We start from the raw sequence: 20,103 nt of genomic DNA on the forward strand, positions 1-20,103 counted from the left end.
CGTGTCCGTGAAGGGGTCGATGGCCGACGAGTTGTAGGCGAGGACGTTGACCGTGGTCTTGCCCTCGGGAGCCGTGTATCCGCACGACACCGTTGTCGCATTCGCGTTGCCGGTGCGACTGCCCGCGCCACAGCTGGTGAGGGCGAGAACGCCCACGGCCGCCAGTGCGATGATCGGTGTCGCCCGATATCTGATGAGTACCATGCGCTGATGGTATACGTATGCAGTGGACTTAGGGAAGCCTTATTCCGCGGGCCATATGCGATTGAATACGTATACGACAGGTGGGGGCCCGGGCGGTTGTCATCCACCTGCGCCTGCCGGCGCGAAGAACGCCGCAGCGAGCATCGCGGCCGTCCCGCCGATGCAGATGGTGCCGATCACGGAGGCCCCCAGGAAGATCCCCACGACGACGACCCAACCGGTCACGCAGCCGATCACCGTCCCGCCGGTCTCCAGCACCCTGGCGAGCGACTGGCCTCCCTCCGACGTGACGATGGTGCTGGCGATCGGGCGGGTCTCGAGGTGTTCGATGGTCATGGTGCATCCTTTCGACGGTGATGCATCCATCCCACCCCGCGGCCTGTTTCGACAGCGTCAAGCCCGCGAACTGTCACTTCGGAACAGTGCGGGCCGCACACACCCGCATCAACCGACAGTTCGCGGGCTACTTGGCGTCGGCGTAGGAGGTGACGACGGCGGTGGTGACCGGGAACTCGACCGGCGCGGTACCGAAGATCAGGCGACCGGCCTCCGCGGCCGCCTCGCGAACGAGGGCGACAACCCGCTCGGTCTGCTGCTCGGGGCAGTGGACGACGATCTCGTCGTGGAGGAAGAAGACGAGGTGGGCCGACTCGGTGAGCGCAGCCGTCGGACCGGCCGTCTCTGCGGCGAGCGCCTGCAGCCGCGTCCGGAGGCCGGCCATCCAGCACAGCGCCCATTCGGCGGCGGTGCCCTGCACGACGAAGTTGCGGGTGAAGCGACCCCAGCTGCGCGCCTCCATGCGGGCGCGCTGGGTCGCGGCGGCGTTGGCCCCCTCCATCGATGCGGCCGACTGGATCTCGCGCCAGGTCTCGCCGGGCAGCGGTGAGGTACGTCCGAGCCTGGTGCTGACCCGCTCGCCGCGTTCACCTGCCCTGGCGGCCGTCTCGACGAACTCGATCGCCCGCGGGAACGCGCGTGTGAGCCGGGGCAGGAGACGCCCGCTCTCCCCCGTCGTCGCGCCGTACATGGCACCGAGCATCGCGATCTTCGCGTGTGGTCTGGTGTCGACCGCGCCGACGTCGACCATGCCCTGGTAGAGGTCGACGCCGCGTCCGGCATCGGCCATCGCGCGGTCGCCGGACATCGCCGTGAGAATCCGTGGTTCGAGCTGCGCGGCGTCGGCGACGACGAAACGCCAGCCGTCGTCCGCGAGGACGGCGCCGCGGACCTGGTGCGGGAGCTGGAGGGCACCGCCGCCGTCGGATGCCCAGCGGCCCGTGACGACTCCGCCGGGCACGTAGGTGGGGCGGAACCGTCCGTCCTTCACCCAGGTCTCGACCCACGTCCAACCGTTCGCGGTGAGGAGACGGGACAATTTCTTGTAGCGGAGCAGCGGCTCGATGGCGGGGTGCTCGATCTCCTGCAGCTCCCACTGGCGAGTGGACGTCGCGTTGATGCCGGCACGCTGGAGGGCCTTGAGGAGTTCGCCAGGCGACTCGGGGCTGAGCTCCTGCACTCCGAGGGCGGCCTTGACCTCCTCGAGGACCGCAGCCAGCTTCGCCGGACGGACACCGGGCGGCACCTTGGGGCCGAGGGCGTCGGCGAGGATGCGGTCGTGGGCCTCGGCATCCCACGGGAGACCGGCGAAGGTCATCTCCGTGGCGATGAGGGCTCCAGCGGACTCGGCGGCGAGGAGGAGTCCGAGCTGCGAGCGTCCCTGCGGTGTCGCGCCGTCGACGGCGTCACGCTGGAGCGTGAACTCGGCGACGGGATCGCGTTCGCCGCCCGGGAGGTCGAGGTCGAAAAGGGTCCCCACGGCCTCCGCACGCTGGGCGACGCGCGGATCGAGCACCTCGTCCCACGGGCCGGCCGGAGCCGTCGCGAGGGCGGAGTCGGCGGTGAATGCGGCGTTGCGGATGAGGTTGTGGGAGAGCCGGAGGTCGACGCAGCGGGCCACCCGGACACCCGCGGCGAGGAGTGCCGGGTACCAGAGCGTGGTGTCGTCCCACACCCAGCGCGGCGGATTCGGCTCGGCTTCGAGACGCCGGACGAAGGCCGCGAGGTCGGCGCGCGGGATGGTGCTCTCCTGACGCACGTCGGCCGGCGGCTCCTCGAGGTGCACGACGCGCACGCGGGCGCCGTCGAGCTGCTGGAGGACGATGTGCACCACCCCAGTCTGCCGTCACCCGCCGACCTCGCCCGACGCGACCGCTCGTAGGAGACACGAGACCCGGACGGAATCGCGGATTCCGTCCGCGTCTCGTGCGGGCAGCGCAGGGACGGAGCGGGGGCGGGCTCGCTGGGCGGCAGGCACGGCCGAGCAGTCCCCGAAGACGGGACATCCCCCCTATGGGGGTGGGCGCAGCGGTGCCAGACTGCGAGCATGCTGATCTCGACGATGAACGATGTCCCCGGCCGCCAGGTCACCGAGGTGCTGGGCGAGGTGACCGGACTCACGGTCCGTGCACGCAACGCCGGCGTGCAACTCGGCGCCAACTTCAAGGCGCTGCTGGGCGGTGAGCTCTCCGGGCTCACCAAGCAGCTCGCGGAGAGCCGCGAGGAGGCGAAGCAGCGACTCATCGAGGCCGCCACCGCCCTCGGTGCCGACGCGGTGCTCGCGATGCGGTTCGACGCGGCCGAGGTCGGCCAGAACTACCAGGAGGTCGTCGCCTACGGCACCGCCGTCAAGCTCGGCTGAGGTCGGGGCCTGAACCGACGCGGTCCCTGAGCTCCATCCCGGTCCCTGGGCCATCCCGGTCCCGGTCCCTGAGCTTGTCGAAGGGCGCACTTCGACAAGCTCAGTGACCGGGGGGGTGAGGCTCAGGGACCGGGGGGGTGAGGCTCAGGGACCGGGGGGTGAGGCTCAGGGACCGGGCCCTTCGACAGGCTCAGGGACCGAAGGAGGGTCAGGCGCGGAGGCGCTTGAGCTCCTCGCGACGGACGGCCTGCTCGGCCGGGTCTGGCACGGGGAGCGACGCGAGGAGACGACGCGTGTAGACGTCGCTCGGCGCTCCGAGCACCGCTGAGCCGGGCCCCTCCTCGACGATGTCACCGCGGTACAGCACGACGATGCGATCGGCGAGGATGTCGACCACCGCGAGGTCGTGGCTGATGAACAGCGACGCGAACCCGAACTCACGCTGCAGCTCGGCGAAGAGTTCCAGCACGCGAGCCTGCACCGACACGTCGAGTGCCGAGGTCGGTTCGTCGGCGACCAGCAGCGCCGGTTCGAGCGCCAACGCCCGCGCGAGCGAAGCCCGCTGCCGCTGCCCACCGGAGAGCTCGTGCGGGAACCGGTCGCCGAACGCCTTCGGCAGCTGCACCGCTTCGAGGAGTTCGTCCACCCGGCGTCGGGCCGCGCGGGCATCGCCGAAGCGACCGTGCACGATGAGCGGTTCGGCCACGCACTCCGCGATCGTGAGCAGCGGGTTGAAGCTCGTCGCCGGGTCCTGGAACACGAACCCGATCTCGCGGCGCTTCGGGGCGAACTCGCGCTCCTTCACCCGGTTCATCTCCACACCGAGCACCGACAGCGAGCCGCCGGTCACCTTGGTGAGCCCGGCGATCGCGCGGCCGATCGTGGTCTTACCCGACCCCGACTCCCCCACCAGGCCGAGGACCTCACCCGCGTGGATCGTGAAGTCGACACCCTTGACCGCCCGGAACCCGGCACGGCCGAAACGACCCGGGTACTCGATCTCGAGGCCCTTCGCGACCACCACCGGCTCACCGAGCTGCAGCTGCTTGCCGCGTTCGACCTCGGCGGGCGCGGAGCTCTTGCCACGGCCGACGTGCGGCACCGACGACAGGAGCTTCTTGGTGTACTCGGCCTTCGGTGAGGAGAACAGCTCCTGGACGGGAGCCTCCTCGACGATGTCGCCCTGGTACATGACCACGACGCGGTCGGCGAGGTCGGCGACGACGCCCATGTTGTGGGTGATGAGGACGATGGCCGTCCCGAACTCGTCGCGGCACCGACGCAGGAGGTCGAGGATCTCCGCCTGCACCGTGACGTCGAGCGCGGTCGTCGGCTCGTCGGCCACGATCAGTCCGGGGTCGAGCACGAGCGCCATCGCGATGACGATGCGCTGCTTCTGCCCGCCGGAGAACTGGTGCGGGAAGTAGTCGACCCGCTCCTCCGGCTCCGGGATGCCGACGCGACGCAGGATGTCGATGGCCTTGGCCCGGGCCTCGGCCTTCGTGTACGACCCGTGCGCGCGGAGACCTTCGGCGATCTGCCAGCCCACCTTGTAGACGGGGTTGAGCGCCGTCGACGGCTCCTGGAACACCATCGCCGCGTCGCTGCCGCGGATGGACCGCAGCTGCTCCGCCGACGCCGTGACGACGTCCTGCTCCGTCGAGCCGTCGCGGGAGCGCAGCACGACGGCACCTGAGGCCGTCGCCGTCTCCGGGAGCAGACCGAGGATGGTCTTGGCCGTCACCGTCTTGCCCGAGCCGGACTCGCCGACGATCGCGACGATCTCGCGCGGTGCGACCGACAGCGAGATGTCGTTGATCGCCTTCACGGCGCCGGCGTCGGTCGAGAACGAGACCCCGAGGTCGCGGATGCTGACGATGTCCTTGGTACCGAGGTCGCGTGGACCGGTGGTCGGCGTCGACTGGCTCATGAGCGCTCGTCCTCTCGTCGGTTCTCCAGATCGCTGTCCGCCGCGGCGTCGCTCACGGCTCCCAGGGACTCGGCGTCCATCATCCCGGCGCCACCGGGGCTGTCGGGCGTGCCACCGGTGGTCGTGATGCTCGACGTCGCAGCGACCGATCCACTCGACGCGCCGACCCGACGACGGCTGCGCAGACGCGGGTCGGACAGGTCGTTGAGGCTCTCACCGACGAGCGTGATGCCAAGCACGACGAGCACGATCGCGAGGCCGGGGAACAGCGCGGTCCACCAGATCCCGCTCGTGACGTCCGAGACGGACCGGTTGAGGTCGTAGCCCCACTCGGCGGCCGCGGTCGGCTCGATGCCGAACCCGAGGAAGCCGAGCCCCGCGAGCGTGAGGATGGCCTCGGAGGCGTTGAGGGTGATGATGAGCGGCAGCGTCCGGGTCGCGTTCCGCAGCACGTGACGGAACATGATGCGGGAGCTGGACGCGCCGATGACCTTCGCCGACTCGACGAACGCCTCGCTCTTGATGCGCACGACCTCGGAGCGGATCACCCGGAAGTACTGCGGGATGAAGACCACGGTGATCGAGATCGCGGCGGCGAGGATGCCGCCCCAGAGGCTCGACTGCCCGCGGCTGATGACGATCGACATGACGATCGCGAGCAGCAGCGACGGGAAGGCGTAGACCGCGTCGCACACGACCACGAGCACGCGGTCGAGCCAGCCGCCGAAGTACCCGGCGACGAGGCCGAGGAGGACGCCGATGAAGATCGACAGGATGATCGCGGAGACGATGACGAAGAGCGCGGTCTGGGCGCCCCAGAGCACCCGGGACAGGACGTCGTACCCGCCGACGGTCGTGCCGAGGAGGTTCGTCGCGTTCGGCGCCTGCTGCGTGCCGAAGGAGCCGTCGTCGCCGCGCAGCTGGTTGAACCGGTAGGGCGCGACGAGCGGCGCGAGGATCGCGATGAGCACGAACACGCCCGTGACGACGAGACCGATGACGAGCATCGCCCGCTGCAGCCCGACCGACTGGCGGAACTGCTTGACGACGGGCAGGCGGTCGCGCAGCGGACGCTTCGCTGGCGCGGTCTGCGCGGCGGTGGTGGCTGTCGGAGCACTCATGCTCAGTACCTCACCCTCGGGTCGATGATCGCCGCGATGATGTCGACGATGAAGTTGGTCAGGGCGACGATGACGGCCAGCAGCGCGACGATCCCCTGGACGGCGACGAAGTCACGTGCCTTGAGGTATTCGCTCAGCATGAAGCCGAGGCCCTTCCATTCGAAGGTCGTCTCGGTGAGGACCGCGCCCGCGAGGAGGAGCGCGATCTGCAGGCCGATGACCGTGATGATCGGGATGAGCGCCGGGCGATAGGCGTGCTTCGTCACGAGCCGGAACTCGCTGACGCCGCGCGACCGGGCCGCATCGACGTAGCCGGAACCGAGCGTGCCGATGACGTTGGTGCGGACCAGCCGCAGGAAGACTCCGGCCGTCAGCAGGCCGAGGGCGATCGCCGGGAGCACCGCGTGGGCGAGGACGTCACTGATCGCCGTCGGATCGCCGAGTCGGATCGCGTCGATCAGGTAGATGCCGGACGGGTTCGAGATGGTCTGGAGCGTCAGCTCGGTGCCGGTGCTCGCTCGACCGGCGACCGGGAGGATCCCGAGCCAGACGGAGAAGATCAGCTTGAGCAGCAGGCCGGCGAAGAACACCGGGGTGGCGTAGCTGAGGATGGCGAAGACGCGGAGGCCCGCGTCCTGCCACCGGTCGCGGCGGGCAGCGGCGAGCATGCCGAGCGGGATGCCGACGATGAACGCGACGATGAGGGCGTAGATCGCGAGTTCGAGGGTCGCGGAACCGTACGTGAGGAGGACCTCGATGACCGGTCGGTTGTCGGAGATTGTCGTGCCGAAGTTGCCGACGGCGATCTGCCCGAGGAACTCGAAGTACTGGACGAAGAGCGGCCGGTCGTAGCCGGCGGCGCTGATGCGTTCCGCGAGCTGATCGGCCGGGAGGCGGCCTCCGAGCGCCGCGGTGATCGGGTCACCGGTCAGGCGCATCAGGAAGAAGACCATGGTGACGAGGATGAACACCGTCGGGATGATCAGCAGGAAGCGGATGACGAGGTACCGCCAGAGTCCGCCACCTCCGGAACGTCTGGCCGCCTTGGGGGTGGGGTTGCGACAGCTGCCGTCATTGCAGTGGATCCTCCTCGATCACCGACTCGGTAGAGCCCGGACAGACGATCGGGGCGGCTCTGTGGAGCCACCCCGATCGCGACGTCCGACTCACCATAGTCGGATATCAGTTGGTCAGGCTACTCAGCCCTTGGTGATGGGTGCGTAGCGGAACTTGAACGACGCGTCGAGGACGGTGCCCTCGATGTCCTTGCCGACGACCGCCACCTGAGCGCCCTGGAGCAGCGGGATGGTCGACAGGTCGGCCGCCTCCGTGTCCTGGATCTGCTCGATGAGCTTCGTCCGCGCATCGGCGTCCGTCGTCGAGCGCTGCTCGTTGATCAGATCGTTGACGGCCGGGTTGTCGTAGTGGTTCGCGAGGAAGTTGTCCGTGGCGAAGAACGGCGACAGGTAGTTGTCGGCGTCGGAGTAGTCCGGGAACCAACCCAGCTGGTAGGCCGGGTAGACGTCCGTCGTGCGGTCCTTCGAGTACTGCACCCACTCGGTCTGCTGCAGGTTGACGGTGAACAGGCCGTCGGCCTCGAGCTGGTCCTTGATGAGCGCGTACTCGTCGCCGGAGCCGGAACCGTAGTGGTCACCGTTGTACTGGAGGTTGAGCGCGACCGGAACGGTCACACCGGCTGCCTCGAGCGTCTCCTTCGCCTTCGCGGCATCCGGGCCGCCGTCGCCGTCGCCGTAGAGGCCCTTGAGGGACTCGGTGGCACCGGTCAGGCCGGCGGGCACGTAGGAGTAGAGCGGGGTGTACGTGTCCTTGTAGACGTCCTTGGCGATCGCAGCGCGGTCGATCAGGTCGGCAGCGGCCTGGCGGACGGCGAGCGCCTTCGCGGCGTCGGCGTCAGCGGTGGTCGCTCCGTAGGGCATCGTGTCGAAGTTGAAGACGAAGTAGCGGATCTCGCCACCGGGGCCGTCGACGACCTTGACGTTCTTGTCCTTCTTCAGGTCTTCGATGTCGGTCGCGGAGAGGCTGCGCGACGCGACGTCGATGTTGCCCTGCTTGACGTCGAGCTTCAGGTTGGACTCGTCGGTGTAGTACTTCACGTTGACGGTGTCGTTCTTCGCCTCGCCGAGGAGGCCCTGGTAGTCGGCGTACTTCTTGTACGAGATGAGCTCGTTGAACTTGTAGCTGTCGATCGTGTACTGGCCGGCGAACGCCTTGCCCTTGACGATGTCGTTGTCAGGGGTGAGCTCGGTGGCGGAGAAGACGTCCTCGTCGACGATCGGACCGACGGGGCTCGAGAGCACCTGCGGGAAGGTCTGGTCGTTCTCGGTCTTCAGCGTGAAGACGACGGTGAGGTCGTCGGGAGCGTCGGTCTTCTCGAGGTTGCCGAGGAGCGACGACGGGCCGTTGTCGTCGGCGATGGCGAGCTGACGGTCGAAGCTGAACTTCACGTCGGACGAGGTGAGGTCGTTGCCGTTGGCCCACTTGAGGCCCTTCTTGAGCTTCACCGTGTACTCGGTCGGCGAGGTGAACTCGGCCGACTCGGCGATGTCGGGCTCGACGTCCGGGCTGTTGTACGGCGTGTTCAGGAGGAAGGGGTAGACCTGGTTCATGACGGCGAAGGAGCCGTTGTCGTAGGATCCGGCCGGGTCGAGCGTCGTGACCTTGTCGGTCGTGCCGATGACGATCGTGCCGCTGGCACCGCTGCTGGAGCCGCTACCACCGGCGGCGCAGCCGGCGAGGGCGAGGGCGGTGATGGACAGACCCGCGAGCGCGACGGCGCTCTTCCGGAATCCACTACGTGGGGATGACATTGATGTCGACCTCATTTTCTGTGTGTGAGAGACGGCACGGCTGTGTGCAGGTTCTTCGCACGTGCTTGTAGAGGATTACAGCACGCTCCGAACAAATCCCTCAAACCGAGAAGGCTTCCGGTGCAGATTCGTTACGAGCACGAAACGTGCGCGAGCGACATCTGTAGCGCAACGACCGCGCGTTTCGTCCGGTTCGGACGCTGCCGAGGTACCGGGTCCGATCGCCGGACAGCCGGGGTTCGTCAGTACCCGCGCTCGGCGTCGAACCGGTTCAGCAGCGGTTCGCCTGCGCGGTAGCGGGCGAGGTTCTCGATGAACAGTGCCGTGAGTGTCGCGTTCTCGCTCTCCACCGTGGACGCCGAGTGGGGCGAGATGAGCACGTTGTCGAGGTCCCAGAGCGGTGAGCCCGCGGGCAGCGGCTCCTCGCGGAAAACGTCGAGCGCCGCGCCACCGAGCTTGCCCGAGCGGAGCGCCTCGATCAGCGCGTCCTCGTCGACGACCTGCCCACGGGAGATGTTGACGATGGCGGCGCCGTCGGGCAGGAGCGCGATCCGGTCGGCGCTGATGAGGTTCTCGGTCTCGGGCGTGAGCGCCGTGCAGAGGACGAGCACGTCGGTGCCCGGCAGCACCTCGTCGAGCCGGTCCACATCGCTCAGCTCGACGCCGTCGGGCAGGTCATAGGTGCCACCGACCCGGCCCACCGCGGTCACCCGTGCGCCGATGGCGTCGAAGGTCCGCACCACGTTCGACCCCATGCCGCCGACGCCGACGACGGTGACACGCATCCCGGCCAACTGCCTGGTCGTGTAGCGCTCGAACCGGCGCTCACGCTGCCGGCGCTGGAGGAACGGAACGCCCTTCACGACGAAGAGCGCTCCGGTGAGGGCGAACTCGGCGAGTGGGACGGCATGCACGCCGCCCGCCGTCGTGACGGTGATGCCGCTGCGGTCGAGTCCGGTGCGACGCATGAACGCACCGATGCCGGCGCTCGTCGCCTGGATCCATCTCAGGTTCGGAGCACGCTCCGGCAGTGCCGCCGGGTCCTGCCAGTCGAAGTCGAACGCGACGTCGGCCCGGGCGAGCATGTCCTCCCATCGCTGCTGGTCCGCTACGGACAGCTCGGGTGACGGCCCACGGTGATCGGCGACGTACTGCGGGACCGCGATGAGCGTCGGGTCGTACAGCACCTCGACATCGGGGTGGGAGGCGCTGATCGCCTCGACGTGCTCAGGCTCGAGGTGGCTCGCGATGAGGATCCGCATGATGGTCCATCATGCCCTGCGATGCCCTGCGCCCGGGGTCAGTCGTTGATGGCGGCGTTGGCCGCCTCCTGCGCCTTCTTGAGTCCGTCCGCGACGGGCGTCGTGCCGGCGAAGATCTCCTTGAAGATCGGGTCGTAGGCGGCGAGCCCCTTCGCGTAGCCGGCACCCGTCGGGGGCGCGATGGTCTTCGCGTCGTCGGCGATCACGTCGAAGAATGGCTGAACGTCGACGTCCTGACCCTTCCAGTAGTCGAAGTACTGCTTCTGGGCCGCGGTGACGGCGGGGACTGCCGAGCCGGATGCACCGACGGGCGCGTTGCCCTCGGTGCTGCCCAACCAGGCGAGCACCTTCTTCACCTGGTCGGGGTGTTTGGTGGCCGCGTTGCCCGCAGCGGCGATCCCGTTCGTGACGCTGACCTTGCCGGCAGGGCCGGCCGGGAGCTCGGCGACACCCCAGCGGAAGTCGGCGCCGTCGTGCACGGCCTTCAGGCTGTAGAGCCCCGACTGGAACATCGCGACCTTGCCCTGGATGAAGGCGTCGCGGGCGAAGTCGCCGTCGGCGTTCGTGGAGGCGGCCGGCGGGGCGACCTTGGCACCGTTGATCGCGTTGACGAGGTAGTTGACGGACTCGCTCGTCTTCGGGTCGTTGAACGCGAAGTCGTCGCCGTCCTGGTACTTCCCACCGTTCGAGCCGATGAACGGCAGGAGCACGGCCTGCAGGTCGTACCCGAGACCGGTGCCGTAGGTGGCGGGCGCCGCCGGGTTGAAGCCGGGCTGGTCGGCCGAGACCCCGGCCGCGTCCTTCGTCAGCTTCTTCGCCAGGGGCAGGAAGGTGTCCTTCGTCGCGTCGGGCGACCAGGTCGCGTCCTCGAGCTCGGCGGGCTTCACGCCGGCCGCGTCGAGAAGGTCGGCGTTGTAGTAGACCGCGATGCCGGCGTCGGACAGTTGCGGGACGGCCCAGAGCTTGTCGTTCCGGGTGAACTGGCTGACCACACTCGGCGCCCAGGCCTTCGAGGCGTCCTTGCCGAGCGTCTGCCCGACGTCGAGGACGCTCCCGCTGTCCGCGTACCCGGCGAGGTATGAGTTGTTCAACCAGAAGACGTCGGGGGCGGTGTCCGCCGCGACGTCGGTGCGGAGCTTCGTCCAGTAGTCCGCCCATTCGACGACGTCGACGCGGACGCGGATGTCGGGGTTCTCACGCTCGAAGGCGGCAAACGAGGTCTCGTAGGCGTCGGCGACGGCGGAATCCCAGACACGCACCGTGACGGTCGTGCGCTCGGTGGATCCGGCGGCGCAACCGCTCAGCATCAGGGCGGAGGCGGCCGCGATCGCGAGGGCGGCGTGTCGCTTGAGCATGAGAATCCTTCGTTCCGTGAACCTCAGGGAGGCTAGCAGTTCAGTCTGAACGCCCGCGAGCTGTCAGAAACGGTCAGTGTGACGCCGTCTGACTGTGCGTTTGTGACAGTTCGCGGGCAGGTGGGGTGGTCACCGGGAGGACCACCAGTCGAGGAGGCGACGAGTGGCCTCCTCCTCGCCGAGCGGGCCCTCGTCGAGGCGCAGCTCCAGCAGCCAGCGGTAGGCCTCGCCGACCTCGCGACCGGGTGCGATGCCCAGCACCTCCTGGATGCGGTTGCCGTCGAGGTCGGGCCGGACGGACTCGAGCTCCTCCTGCTCCTGGAGCTCGACGATGCGCTGCTCGAGGTCGTCGTAGGCGAAGCCGAGGCGGTCGGCCTTGCGCCGGTTGCGGGTCGTGACATCGGCGCGGACGAGCATGTGCAGCCGCTCGAGCAGCGGACCGGCGTCGCGGACATAGCGCCGCACCGCGGAGTCGGCCCACACGCCCTCCGAGTACCCGAAGAACCGCATGTGCAGCTCGACGAGCCGCGCGACGCTCTTGATCGTGTCGCCGTCGTACCGGAGCGCGGTGAGGCGCTTCTTCGCCAGCTTCGCCCCCACGAGGTCGTGGTGGTAGAAGGTGACGGCTGCGCCGGGGCCGGTCTTCTTCGTCGCCGGCTTGCCGATGTCGTGGAGCAACGCCGCCCAACGCAGGACGAGGTCGGGCGCCTCACTGGGGTGCCGCGAGTGCTCGTAGCCGATCGCCTGCTCGAGCACCGTGAGCGAGTGCTGGTAGACGTCCTTGTGGTGGTGGTGCTCGTCGGGCTCCAGCCGGAGCGCGGGCAGCTCGGGCAGCACGAGGTCGGCGATGCCGGTGTCGACGAGCAGCTCGAGGCCCGCGCGCGGGTGATCGGTCGCGAGCAACTTGCCGAGCTCGGCCTGGATGCGCTCGGGGCTCACGATGGAGATGGTCTCGCGACGCTCCTCCATGGCCTCGATGACGTCGTCGGTGGGCCGGAAGCCGAGCTGCGAGGCGAACCGCGCGGCTCGGAGCATACGCAGCGGGTCGTCGCCGAAGGACACCTCGGGCGAACTCGGCGTCCGCAGCAGGTGGGCGACGAGGTCCTCGACACCGCCGGACGGGTCGACGAGGGTGATCTCGGGGATGCGGAGCGCCATCGAGTTGACGGTGAAGTCGCGCCGCCGCAGGTCGTCTTCGAGGGTGTCGCCGAACGCGACGACCGGCTTGCGGGTCACACCGTCGTAGGCGTCGGCCCGATAGGTGGTGATCTCGACCGTGTCGGCATGCTCGACGCCGTGGTCGCCGGTGACGGTGACCTTCGCGCCGATCGTCCCGAAGTCGCGGCCGACGTCCCACCAGGCGCTCGCCATCGGCTTGAGGACCGCGAGGATCTGGTCGGGCGAGGCGTTCGACGTGAAGTCGAGGTCGCTCACGGTTCGACCGAGCATCGCATCGCGAACCGGTCCGCCGACGAGGGCCAGTTCGTACCCGGCTTCGGCGAACGCCGACGCCACCCGAGCGACCACGGGCGACGAGGCCAGGTCCTGCAGGCGCACCAAGGATTCCGCCACGCTCACCATGGGGTCAATCGTACCCGGACGCCGCCTGCGACCCCGTCGCAGTCAAGCCGCGAGCGGTCCCGGGCGACGGCCGTACAATAACGAGGAACCCACTCCCCAGCAGACCAGAGGCGGACACGATCACGAACGAACTCGACGACCAGCGGCCAACCGTCGGCACTCAGGCACCGACGGCCTTCACCAGTACCGTGAAGGACCCGATTCCGCCGGAACTCCCGTTCACCACCGCCCCTGAGCTCGTCCTCGTGACCGGTGGCTCCCGATCGCAGCGCTTCGACCGCCCCGACGTGGTGCAGCGCAAGGGCGTCTACACCCTCATCAACGGTCACCTGACCCCGCAGCAGTCGATGGTGGAGGACCTGCTCGCCGTCGCCGACGTGCTCGATGCGGCTGAGATCGAGTACCTCCTCATCCGGGGCGAGCACGACCGCCCCGTCATCGTCGTCGACCGCTCGCTGCGGAAGCGCCTGCAGACCGCACTCGCGGAGGCGTTCGCCGACGAGCCCTTCTACAGCGTGCCGCTCAAAGCGCGCATGTCGACGGTGAAGCCGGCCGGCGATCCGCACCTCCTCTCCGACGGACTCCTCACCGGCGCCCGCAAGGCCGAGGTGTTCCGGCTGTACCGGCCGCGCATCGAACCACTCGGCCGTCTCCGCTACGGCATGGAGACCGCCCTGCAGCTCGAGCTCTGGCGCTTCGGCGACGAGGAGATCACCGCGCCCGTGGAGAACGTCCTCATGCGGACGTACATGCCGCGCACCGAGGCCGTCGAGACGACCGTCGAACGCTACGGACGCAGCTGGCGGACGCTCGAGCACATGTTCGGCGCGCTCGCGAGCGACGTCACCTTCGACATCGACCTCGTCTTCTCGTGGGTGGACGGCTCCTCCGAGGAGTTCCAGCGCGCCCGCGCGAAGCGGATGCAGAGCTACGTCGTCGGCGACGGCGACGACTCCGACGCCCGCTTCCGCCAGATCAACGAGCTCAAGTACGCCCTTCGCAGCGTGCACACCTTCGCCCCCTGGATCCGACGCATCTTCATCGCGACCGACTCCCCCGCGCCCGAATGGCTGGCGGAGCACCCGAAGGTCACCATCGTGCGCAGCGAGGAGTTCTTCGGCGACCTCGACGCCCTGCCGACGCACAACTCCATGGCCGTCGAGAGCCAGCTGCACCGCATCGAGGGGCTGTCGGAGCACTTCCTCTACTCCAACGACGACATGTTCCTCGGCCGACCGATCAGTCCTGAACTGTTCTTCTCACCGGGCGGCATCAGCAAGTTCGTGGAGGCGACCACCCGCATCGGCCTCGGGGCGAACGACCCCTCGCGCAGCGGCTTCGAGAACGCGGCCCGCGTGAACCGTCGGCTCCTGCACGAGCGGTTCGGACGCGTCACCACCCGTCACCTCGAGCACTGCGCCGCCCCCCTCCGCCGGAGCATCATGGCGGAGATGGAGCAGGAGTTCGCCGAGGAGTTCCGCGCGACCGCGCACAGCGCCTTCCGCGCGGCCGACAACATCTCGGTGACGAACTCGTTCTACCACTACTACGGCCTCATGACGGGTCGCGCGGTCCAGCAGACCCAGGCGAAGGTCCGCTACATCGAGACGACGCTCAAGCAGTCGCTCGGGCAGATGGAGCGACTCCTCAAGCGGCGCGACCAGGACATGTTCTGCCTGAACGACGGCAGCCGGCCGGAGATCTCGGTGGAGCAGCGCACCACCGCGGTGATCGACTTCCTCGAGCGGTACTTCCCGTTCCCGGCGCCGTGGGAGCGCGAGGCCGCCGTGCCGAACGCGCTCGAGATCGAGCCCGCCAAGCTCAGCTGACCGCCCTTCGACAGGCTCAGGGACCGGACGGGTGCTCAGGGACCGGGATGAGTCACTGAGCCGAACTCGGTCACTGAGCTTGTCGAAGTGCCGCCCTTCGACAGGCTCAGGGACCGGGACGGTCGCCGCCCTTCGACAGGCTCAGGGACCGAGACGGTCGCCGCCCTTCGACGAGCTCAGGGACCGAGACGGTCGCCGCCCTTCGACAGGCTCAGAGACCGAGACGGTCGCCGCCCTTCGACAGGCTCAGAGACCGAGACGGTCGCCGCCCTTCGACAGGCTCAGAGACCGAGACGGTCGCCGCCCTTCGACAGGCTCAGGGACCGGGACGGTGCTCAGGGACCGAGACGGGCGCCCAGGGACCGGGGGCCGGTCAGGGGACGATGCGCTCTGCGCGGAGGCGGTCGAAGATCGCGGTGAAGGCGTCCAGCGTCCGCCGGTAGCCGGTGAAGCCGGCGAGTCGGCTCTTGCTCATGTCGGTGACGACCTCGATGTCCCGGCCGAGGTCGCCGTCGGTGTGCCACCACGACGCCACGCGGGAGAGGTCGGCCTCGACGAGACCGTGTTCGTCCACCAACTCGGCCCAGGTGCCCTCGACGCCCGCCATCTGCTGCTCGAGCGGACGCGGCTCGGTGTCGAAGCCCTCCGGCTCGACGCCGAGGTGCGCTGCCAGTCGCGGCCACATCCAGCGCCAGCGGAAGACGTCGCCGTTGACGATGTTGAACGCCTCGTCCGCACCGGCCGGTGAGGTCGCAGCCCAGAGCATCTGCTCAGCGAGGAGTCCGGCGTCGGTCATGTCGGTGAGGCCGTTCCACTGGGTCTCGGAACCGGGGAACACGAACGGTCGGTCGAGTCGCTTGCAGAGCGCCGCCTGCACCGCGAGCGTGGACGCCATGTTCATCGCGTTGCCCACCGCATGTCCGATCACCGTGTGGGAACGGTGCACCGACCAGGTGAACCCCGCTCGCGCAGCCGCGGCGAAGAGCTCGTCCTCCTGCTCGTAGTAGAAGTTGGGCGTGTCGAGTCGGTCCTCGTCCTCGTGGAACGGGGTGTCGGGCATCTCGCCTGCCGCATAGGCCTCGAACGGGCCGAGGTAGTGCTTCAGGCCGGTGACCAGGGCGACGTGCTGAACGGGCTCGGCGGAGAGGGCAGCCAGCAGATCGCGGACCATGCCGCCGTTGACCCGGATGTTCTCGGCCTCGGTGTCCTGACGCGACCAGGCGGTGAAGAACACGTGGGTGACGCCGGTGCCGCCGAGGGCGCGCGCGAGGTCGTCCGCGTCCCGGAGGTCGGCCGCGACGTGCTCGACCTGCGGGTGGGCCGCCGGCGCGCGGCGAGAGAGGGCGAGGATCCGCCAGCCACCGTCCTCGAGGAGCTGCGACACGATCGCGGAACCGGTGATGCCGCTGGCGCCGACGACGAGTGCGGTGCGGGGTGCTTCTGGGGAGGTCATCCGTCCACGATAGGCGCGTCGGGCTGGGGAGGCTCCCGGAACGGCGGACCCGCCGGGCTGCGGTACCCTGCCGGGCTGCGGCCCTTCGACAGGCTCAGGGACCGGAGAACGTGCGGCCCTTCGACAGGCTCAGGGAGCGGGGCAAGGCGAGGCCCTTCGACAAGCTCAGGGACCGGAGGGAAGTTCAGGGACCGGAGGGAAGTTCAGGGAGCGGGGAGGTGCAGCCCTAGACGAGGACGCCGATCGGCATCGTCAGCGGCGGCTCCGGCTGCACCGGCACCGTGTCGGACACGGGCAGCTCGATGCCGTCGCGAGCGAGCAGGCGCGCACTCTCCTCGGCGTCGATGTAGTGCAGCGGCGGGGTCTCACCCAGCGGCACCACCGAGTGCAGGACCGTCTTGCCGTAGACGTGGACGAGGTTGAAGGCCCGCGCGCCGTCGCGACCACGCGTCCCGCCGACGGGCACGTTGAGGTCCTGCGTGTAGCACGTGGCCGAGGCGACCGACACCGGGATGCCCGCGAAGGTCGCGGTCGACGAGTAGTGCAGGTGCCCGGCGATGATGCTCCGGACGTCGGACCCCTCGAGCACTTCGGCGAGCTTCGCCTGGTCGCGCAGCTCGACACTCACGGCGAGGTCGAGCACGCTCGGGACGGGCGGGTGGTGCATCGCGAGGATCGTGCCGTGGGGCGCCTTCGTCGAGAGTTCCTCGGCGAGCCAGTCGAGCTGCTCGTCCGACACCTCACCGTGGTGGTGCCCGGGGACGCTCGAGTCGAGGGTGATGACGCGGAGGCCGTTGACGTCGTAGACGCGGTCGACCGGGCGGGTGGTCGGCACCTCACCGAACAGCCCGGCGCGGAACGCCTGGCGGTCGTCGTGGTTGCCCATCACCCAGATGATCTGCGATCCGAGGCGCTCGGCGACCGGCTCGACGATCGAGCGGATGCGGTCGTACGCGTCGGGTTCGCCCTTGTCGGCGAGGTCACCCGTGAAGACGATCGCTTCGGGCCGACCGCCGGACGCCTCGAACTCGGCGAACAGGTGACGCAGGTGCGTCTCGCTGTCGACGCTGTCGTAGAGGCTCCCCCCGCCGGCGAGGAGGTGCGTGTCGCTCACATGGAGCAGGAAGTGATCGGGCCTCGGGTACTCGGCCGTGCGAAGACTCACGTGACAACTCTCGTTCGAGCGATGCTCTCCGAACCGCATCGCAGCTGTTTGACCATCTGACCAGACTCGGTTGAACGGCAACGGAACGCCACGCTACGACGCGGGAAACTCGTGAGCAAGGTCACGGGCCGACATCCAGGGGACTCACACCTGACGGTGGGCTGCGGGAGGATGTCCACATGCCCTACCTCGACGACGATGAGCAGCCGCTGCAGCGGATCGATCTGGCGCAGATCCCCCCGACCGGACGCCGATTCCGGCTCGAGCGGCGGATCGGGTTCCAGGAACACGCCCCTGACGGTCCCGTCGTGTGGGCACCGGCGTCCGACGACGGGCGCGACGGCGACCGCGCGGAAGGATGGACCGACCTCGCGTCCGTCCCGGGCGTCCTGTGGAGCTTCATCGGCAGCTACGGCCGGCAGTCCGCGCCGGCCGTCGTACACGACCACCGGGCGCTCCTCGCACTCGGGCTCCCGCCGGACCAGGCACTCGAGCAGCGGTTCGAGGACGACCGACAGTTCCGCGTCGGACTCCGCCAGCAGCGGGTGCCGCTCCTGCGGGCCTGGCTCATGTGGGCCGTCGTGTCGGTCGAGCGGTACGTCAGGCACGCTCCAGGCGTCGCCGCCGTGCTGATCGGGCAGTCGGTCCTCGGGGTCCTGGCCGTCTGGGTCGCGACGATCGGACTCGTCACGCCCGTGCTCGGCGCTCCGACGCCCGGGTGGCTCGGCCTCGCGATGGCACCCGCGGTCCTTGCCGTGTGCTGGCGGGAGGAACGGAGACTCCTCGTCTGGTTGCCGTACGCCGGTGCGCTCCTCGGGCCGCTCCTCCTCGTCCAGCTCGCGGCGATCGGCGCGTTCCGCCTCCTCGAACTCCTCGTGCGGGAGACGATCGACCGCCCGTTCATCGACGACTCCCCCGGCCCCGTCGGCCCGCCGACCCTCCGCTGACCCGTTCCCTGTCTCAGGAACGCCTCGGCGTGTCGAGCGCGGGGGACCCGACACGCCGAGACGCTCCTGAGACAGGGACGGAGCAGGGGTCCGGCTAGGCGCCGGGGAGGGTGCCGAGTCCGTCGACGACCGGGATCGCCGCGAGGAGCCGCTGCGTGTAGGCGTCCTGCGGGTCGGACCAGACGCGGTCGACCGGACCGTGCTCGACGATGCGACCGGCGCTCATGACCGCCACGTCGTCCGCGATGACCCGCACGACGGACAGGTCGTGGCTGATGAACAAGAGCGCCGCGCCCGTCTCGACCGCCAGCTTCCGCATGAGCTTCGCCACCCGTGCCTGCAGGGAGGCGTCGAGCGACGCGATCGGCTCGTCACCGATGAGCAGCTCGGGGCCCGCCGCGATCGCCCGGGCGATCGCGATGCGCTGCCGCTGGCCGCCCGAGAACTGGTGCGGGTAGCGGGTGCGGCTGGCGGCGTCGAGCTCGACGTGCTCGAGCAGCTGACCGACGTCCCACGCGTCGCGCACCGGGTTGACCCGGAGGCCGTCCTCGATCTGGCTCCCGATCGTGCGTCGCGGGTTCAGCGAGGCGTACGGGTTCTGGAAGACCATCTGGATCCGCAGCAGTTCGGGTGCGCGCTTTCGAAGACCCAGCTTGCCGATCGGCGTCCCGTTGAACGTGATCGCGCCACCAGAAGTCGGTTCCAGGCCGCAGACCGCTCGCGCCAGGGTCGACTTGCCGCAGCCCGACTCCCCCACCAGCCCGAGCACCTGTCGCGGCTCGAGGTCGAAGCTCACGCCGTCGACCGCGTTCAGCGTGCCGCGACCGGGCAGCTTGTACGTCACGTGGACGTCGTCGAGGTGCAGCAGCGTCATGACGCCGCCTCCGTTCCCGTGTCGGGCAGCGCGTCGATGAGCGCCTTGGTGTACTCGTGCTGCGGATCGGTGATGACCTGGTACCGGCTGCCGTGCTCGACGATCTCGCCGAGCCGCATGACCGCGATCGTGTCGGCGAGCGCCGACATCACCCCGAGGTCGTGGGTGACGAGGATGATCGCGATCCCGAGCTCGTCGCACAGCTTCCGCAGCAGGCGGAGGATGCCGGCCTGGACCGTGACGTCGAGGGCTGTCGTCGGTTCGTCGGCGATGAGCACGGACGGCTCGCACATGAGCGCCGAGGCGATCGCGATGCGCTGCAGCTGCCCGCCCGAGAACTGGTGTGGGTACTTGCGCAGCGCCGCCTCCGGGTTCGGGACGGCGACGAGGCCGAGCATCTCGAGCGCCCGCGCGTGGGCGGCCGCCTTCGAGGCTCCCGTGTGGTGCCGGTAGTGGTCGACGAGCTGGGCCTCGACTGTGAGCATGGGGTGCAGGCTCGCGGTCGGGTCCTGGAAGATCATCGCGATCTCCGTGCCGCGGTACCGGTTCATGGTGCGTTGCTTGAGCCCCACGAGTTCGGTGCCGTCGAAGCGGATGCTGCCGCCGAGGTCCGCGCCGGCCGGCAGGAGCCCGCAGATCGCGAGCCCGGTCATGGTCTTGCCTGACCCCGACTCACCGGCCAGTCCGGTGATGCGACCGGCGGGGACCTCGAGGTCGATGCCGCGGAGGATCTGCTTGGCGGCGGCTCCGCGACCGAAGCCGAGCGTGAGCCCCTCGATGACGATCCCGCCACCGGTGCCGCCTGCTGCCTGCGTCATGTCGCGTCCTTTCGGGTCGCTCGCACCGCGTGCGCCGC

The 20,103-nt window shown here is 69.2% G+C and carries 16 protein-coding genes; 3 read left to right on the forward strand and 13 right to left on the reverse strand.

All coding sequences use genetic code 11. The annotated features are described in order from the left end of the window. Positions 1-303: 303 nt before the first annotated feature. Together FGL15_RS08265 and FGL15_RS08270 are read right to left on the reverse strand one after the other, a co-directional pair. Entirely contained in the window at positions 304-540 is a 237-nt protein-coding gene (locus tag FGL15_RS08265; protein WP_138945676.1) for a hypothetical protein, read from the reverse strand. Between the two features lie 127 nt (positions 541-667). After that, positions 668-2,371 carry a bifunctional 3'-5' exonuclease/DNA polymerase gene (locus tag FGL15_RS08270; RefSeq protein ID WP_370282147.1) on the reverse strand — a complete coding sequence of 568 codons (1,704 nt, stop codon included), beginning with the start codon at positions 2,369-2,371 and terminating at the stop codon, positions 668-670. Positions 2,372-2,587: 216 nt separating this feature from the next. Between FGL15_RS08270 and FGL15_RS08275 the strand changes: the two genes are divergently transcribed. Beyond that, the gene (locus FGL15_RS08275) at positions 2,588-2,902 is read left to right on the forward strand and encodes a YbjQ family protein (RefSeq protein ID WP_064294105.1); all 315 of its coding nucleotides are present in this window, start codon (positions 2,588-2,590) and stop codon (positions 2,900-2,902) included. 208 nt (positions 2,903-3,110) lie between these two features. Here the strand turns inward: FGL15_RS08275 and FGL15_RS08280 are convergent, their stop codons facing one another. From FGL15_RS08280 to FGL15_RS08310, 7 genes are all read right to left on the reverse strand, one after another. Next, the gene (locus FGL15_RS08280; protein ID WP_079704269.1) at positions 3,111-4,832 is read right to left on the reverse strand and encodes an ABC transporter ATP-binding protein; all 1,722 of its coding nucleotides are present in this window, start codon (positions 4,830-4,832) and stop codon (positions 3,111-3,113) included. After that, entirely contained in the window at positions 4,829-5,953 is a 1,125-nt protein-coding gene (locus FGL15_RS08285; protein ID WP_138945678.1) for an ABC transporter permease, read from the reverse strand. The genes FGL15_RS08280 and FGL15_RS08285 overlap by 4 nt, the downstream gene beginning before the upstream one ends. A 2-nt stretch (positions 5,954-5,955) precedes the next feature. Beyond that, the gene (locus tag FGL15_RS08290; RefSeq protein WP_138945679.1) at positions 5,956-7,038 is read right to left on the reverse strand and encodes an ABC transporter permease; all 1,083 of its coding nucleotides are present in this window, start codon (positions 7,036-7,038) and stop codon (positions 5,956-5,958) included. A gap of 114 nt (positions 7,039-7,152) precedes the next feature. Then, complete coding sequence (locus FGL15_RS08295) at positions 7,153-8,781, reverse strand: ABC transporter substrate-binding protein (protein WP_124767789.1); 1,629 nt, start codon at positions 8,779-8,781, stop codon at positions 7,153-7,155. Between the two features lie 242 nt (positions 8,782-9,023). Then, positions 9,024-10,043, reverse strand: a complete 1,020-nt coding sequence (locus FGL15_RS08300) for a D-2-hydroxyacid dehydrogenase (RefSeq protein WP_138945680.1) — start codon at positions 10,041-10,043, stop codon at positions 9,024-9,026. Between the two features lie 38 nt (positions 10,044-10,081). Next, positions 10,082-11,398 (reverse strand): sugar ABC transporter substrate-binding protein, encoded by a 1,317-nt coding sequence (locus tag FGL15_RS08305; protein ID WP_138945681.1) that lies wholly within the window; start codon positions 11,396-11,398, stop codon positions 10,082-10,084. Between the two features lie 129 nt (positions 11,399-11,527). Then, on the reverse strand, positions 11,528-12,979 hold the full coding sequence (locus tag FGL15_RS08310; RefSeq protein ID WP_138945682.1) for a CCA tRNA nucleotidyltransferase: 1,452 nt from the start codon (positions 12,977-12,979) through the stop codon (positions 11,528-11,530). A gap of 188 nt (positions 12,980-13,167) precedes the next feature. On the opposite strand from FGL15_RS08310, the gene FGL15_RS08315 reads away from it, so the two are divergent. After that, on the forward strand, positions 13,168-14,808 hold the full coding sequence (locus tag FGL15_RS08315; protein ID WP_370282148.1) for a stealth family protein: 1,641 nt from the start codon (positions 13,168-13,170) through the stop codon (positions 14,806-14,808). Between the two features lie 373 nt (positions 14,809-15,181). Here the strand turns inward: FGL15_RS08315 and FGL15_RS08320 are convergent, their stop codons facing one another. Continuing rightward, positions 15,182-16,261, reverse strand: a complete 1,080-nt coding sequence (locus tag FGL15_RS08320; RefSeq protein WP_138945683.1) for an SDR family oxidoreductase — start codon at positions 16,259-16,261, stop codon at positions 15,182-15,184. Between the two features lie 226 nt (positions 16,262-16,487). Next, complete coding sequence (locus FGL15_RS08325) at positions 16,488-17,426, reverse strand: phosphodiesterase (protein WP_229939153.1); 939 nt, start codon at positions 17,424-17,426, stop codon at positions 16,488-16,490. Between the two features lie 179 nt (positions 17,427-17,605). Between FGL15_RS08325 and FGL15_RS08330 the strand changes: the two genes are divergently transcribed. Then, positions 17,606-18,373, forward strand: a complete 768-nt coding sequence (locus FGL15_RS08330; protein WP_138945685.1) for a DUF1353 domain-containing protein — start codon at positions 17,606-17,608, stop codon at positions 18,371-18,373. A 94-nt stretch (positions 18,374-18,467) separates the two neighbouring features. Here FGL15_RS08330 and FGL15_RS08335 read toward each other — a convergent pair whose 3' ends face one another. Together FGL15_RS08335 and FGL15_RS08340 are read right to left on the reverse strand one after the other, a co-directional pair. Then, positions 18,468-19,247: an ABC transporter ATP-binding protein gene (locus FGL15_RS08335; RefSeq protein ID WP_086472435.1), complete on the reverse strand. Its 780-nt coding sequence runs from the start codon at positions 19,245-19,247 to the stop codon at positions 18,468-18,470. Next, positions 19,244-20,065 (reverse strand): ABC transporter ATP-binding protein, encoded by an 822-nt coding sequence (locus FGL15_RS08340; protein ID WP_138945686.1) that lies wholly within the window; start codon positions 20,063-20,065, stop codon positions 19,244-19,246. The genes FGL15_RS08335 and FGL15_RS08340 overlap by 4 nt, the downstream gene beginning before the upstream one ends. Positions 20,066-20,103: the final 38 nt, after the last annotated feature.

It is taken from the genome of Plantibacter sp. M259, from assembly GCF_006065115.1.
GTDB lineage: Bacteria > Actinomycetota > Actinomycetes > Actinomycetales > Microbacteriaceae > Plantibacter > Plantibacter auratus.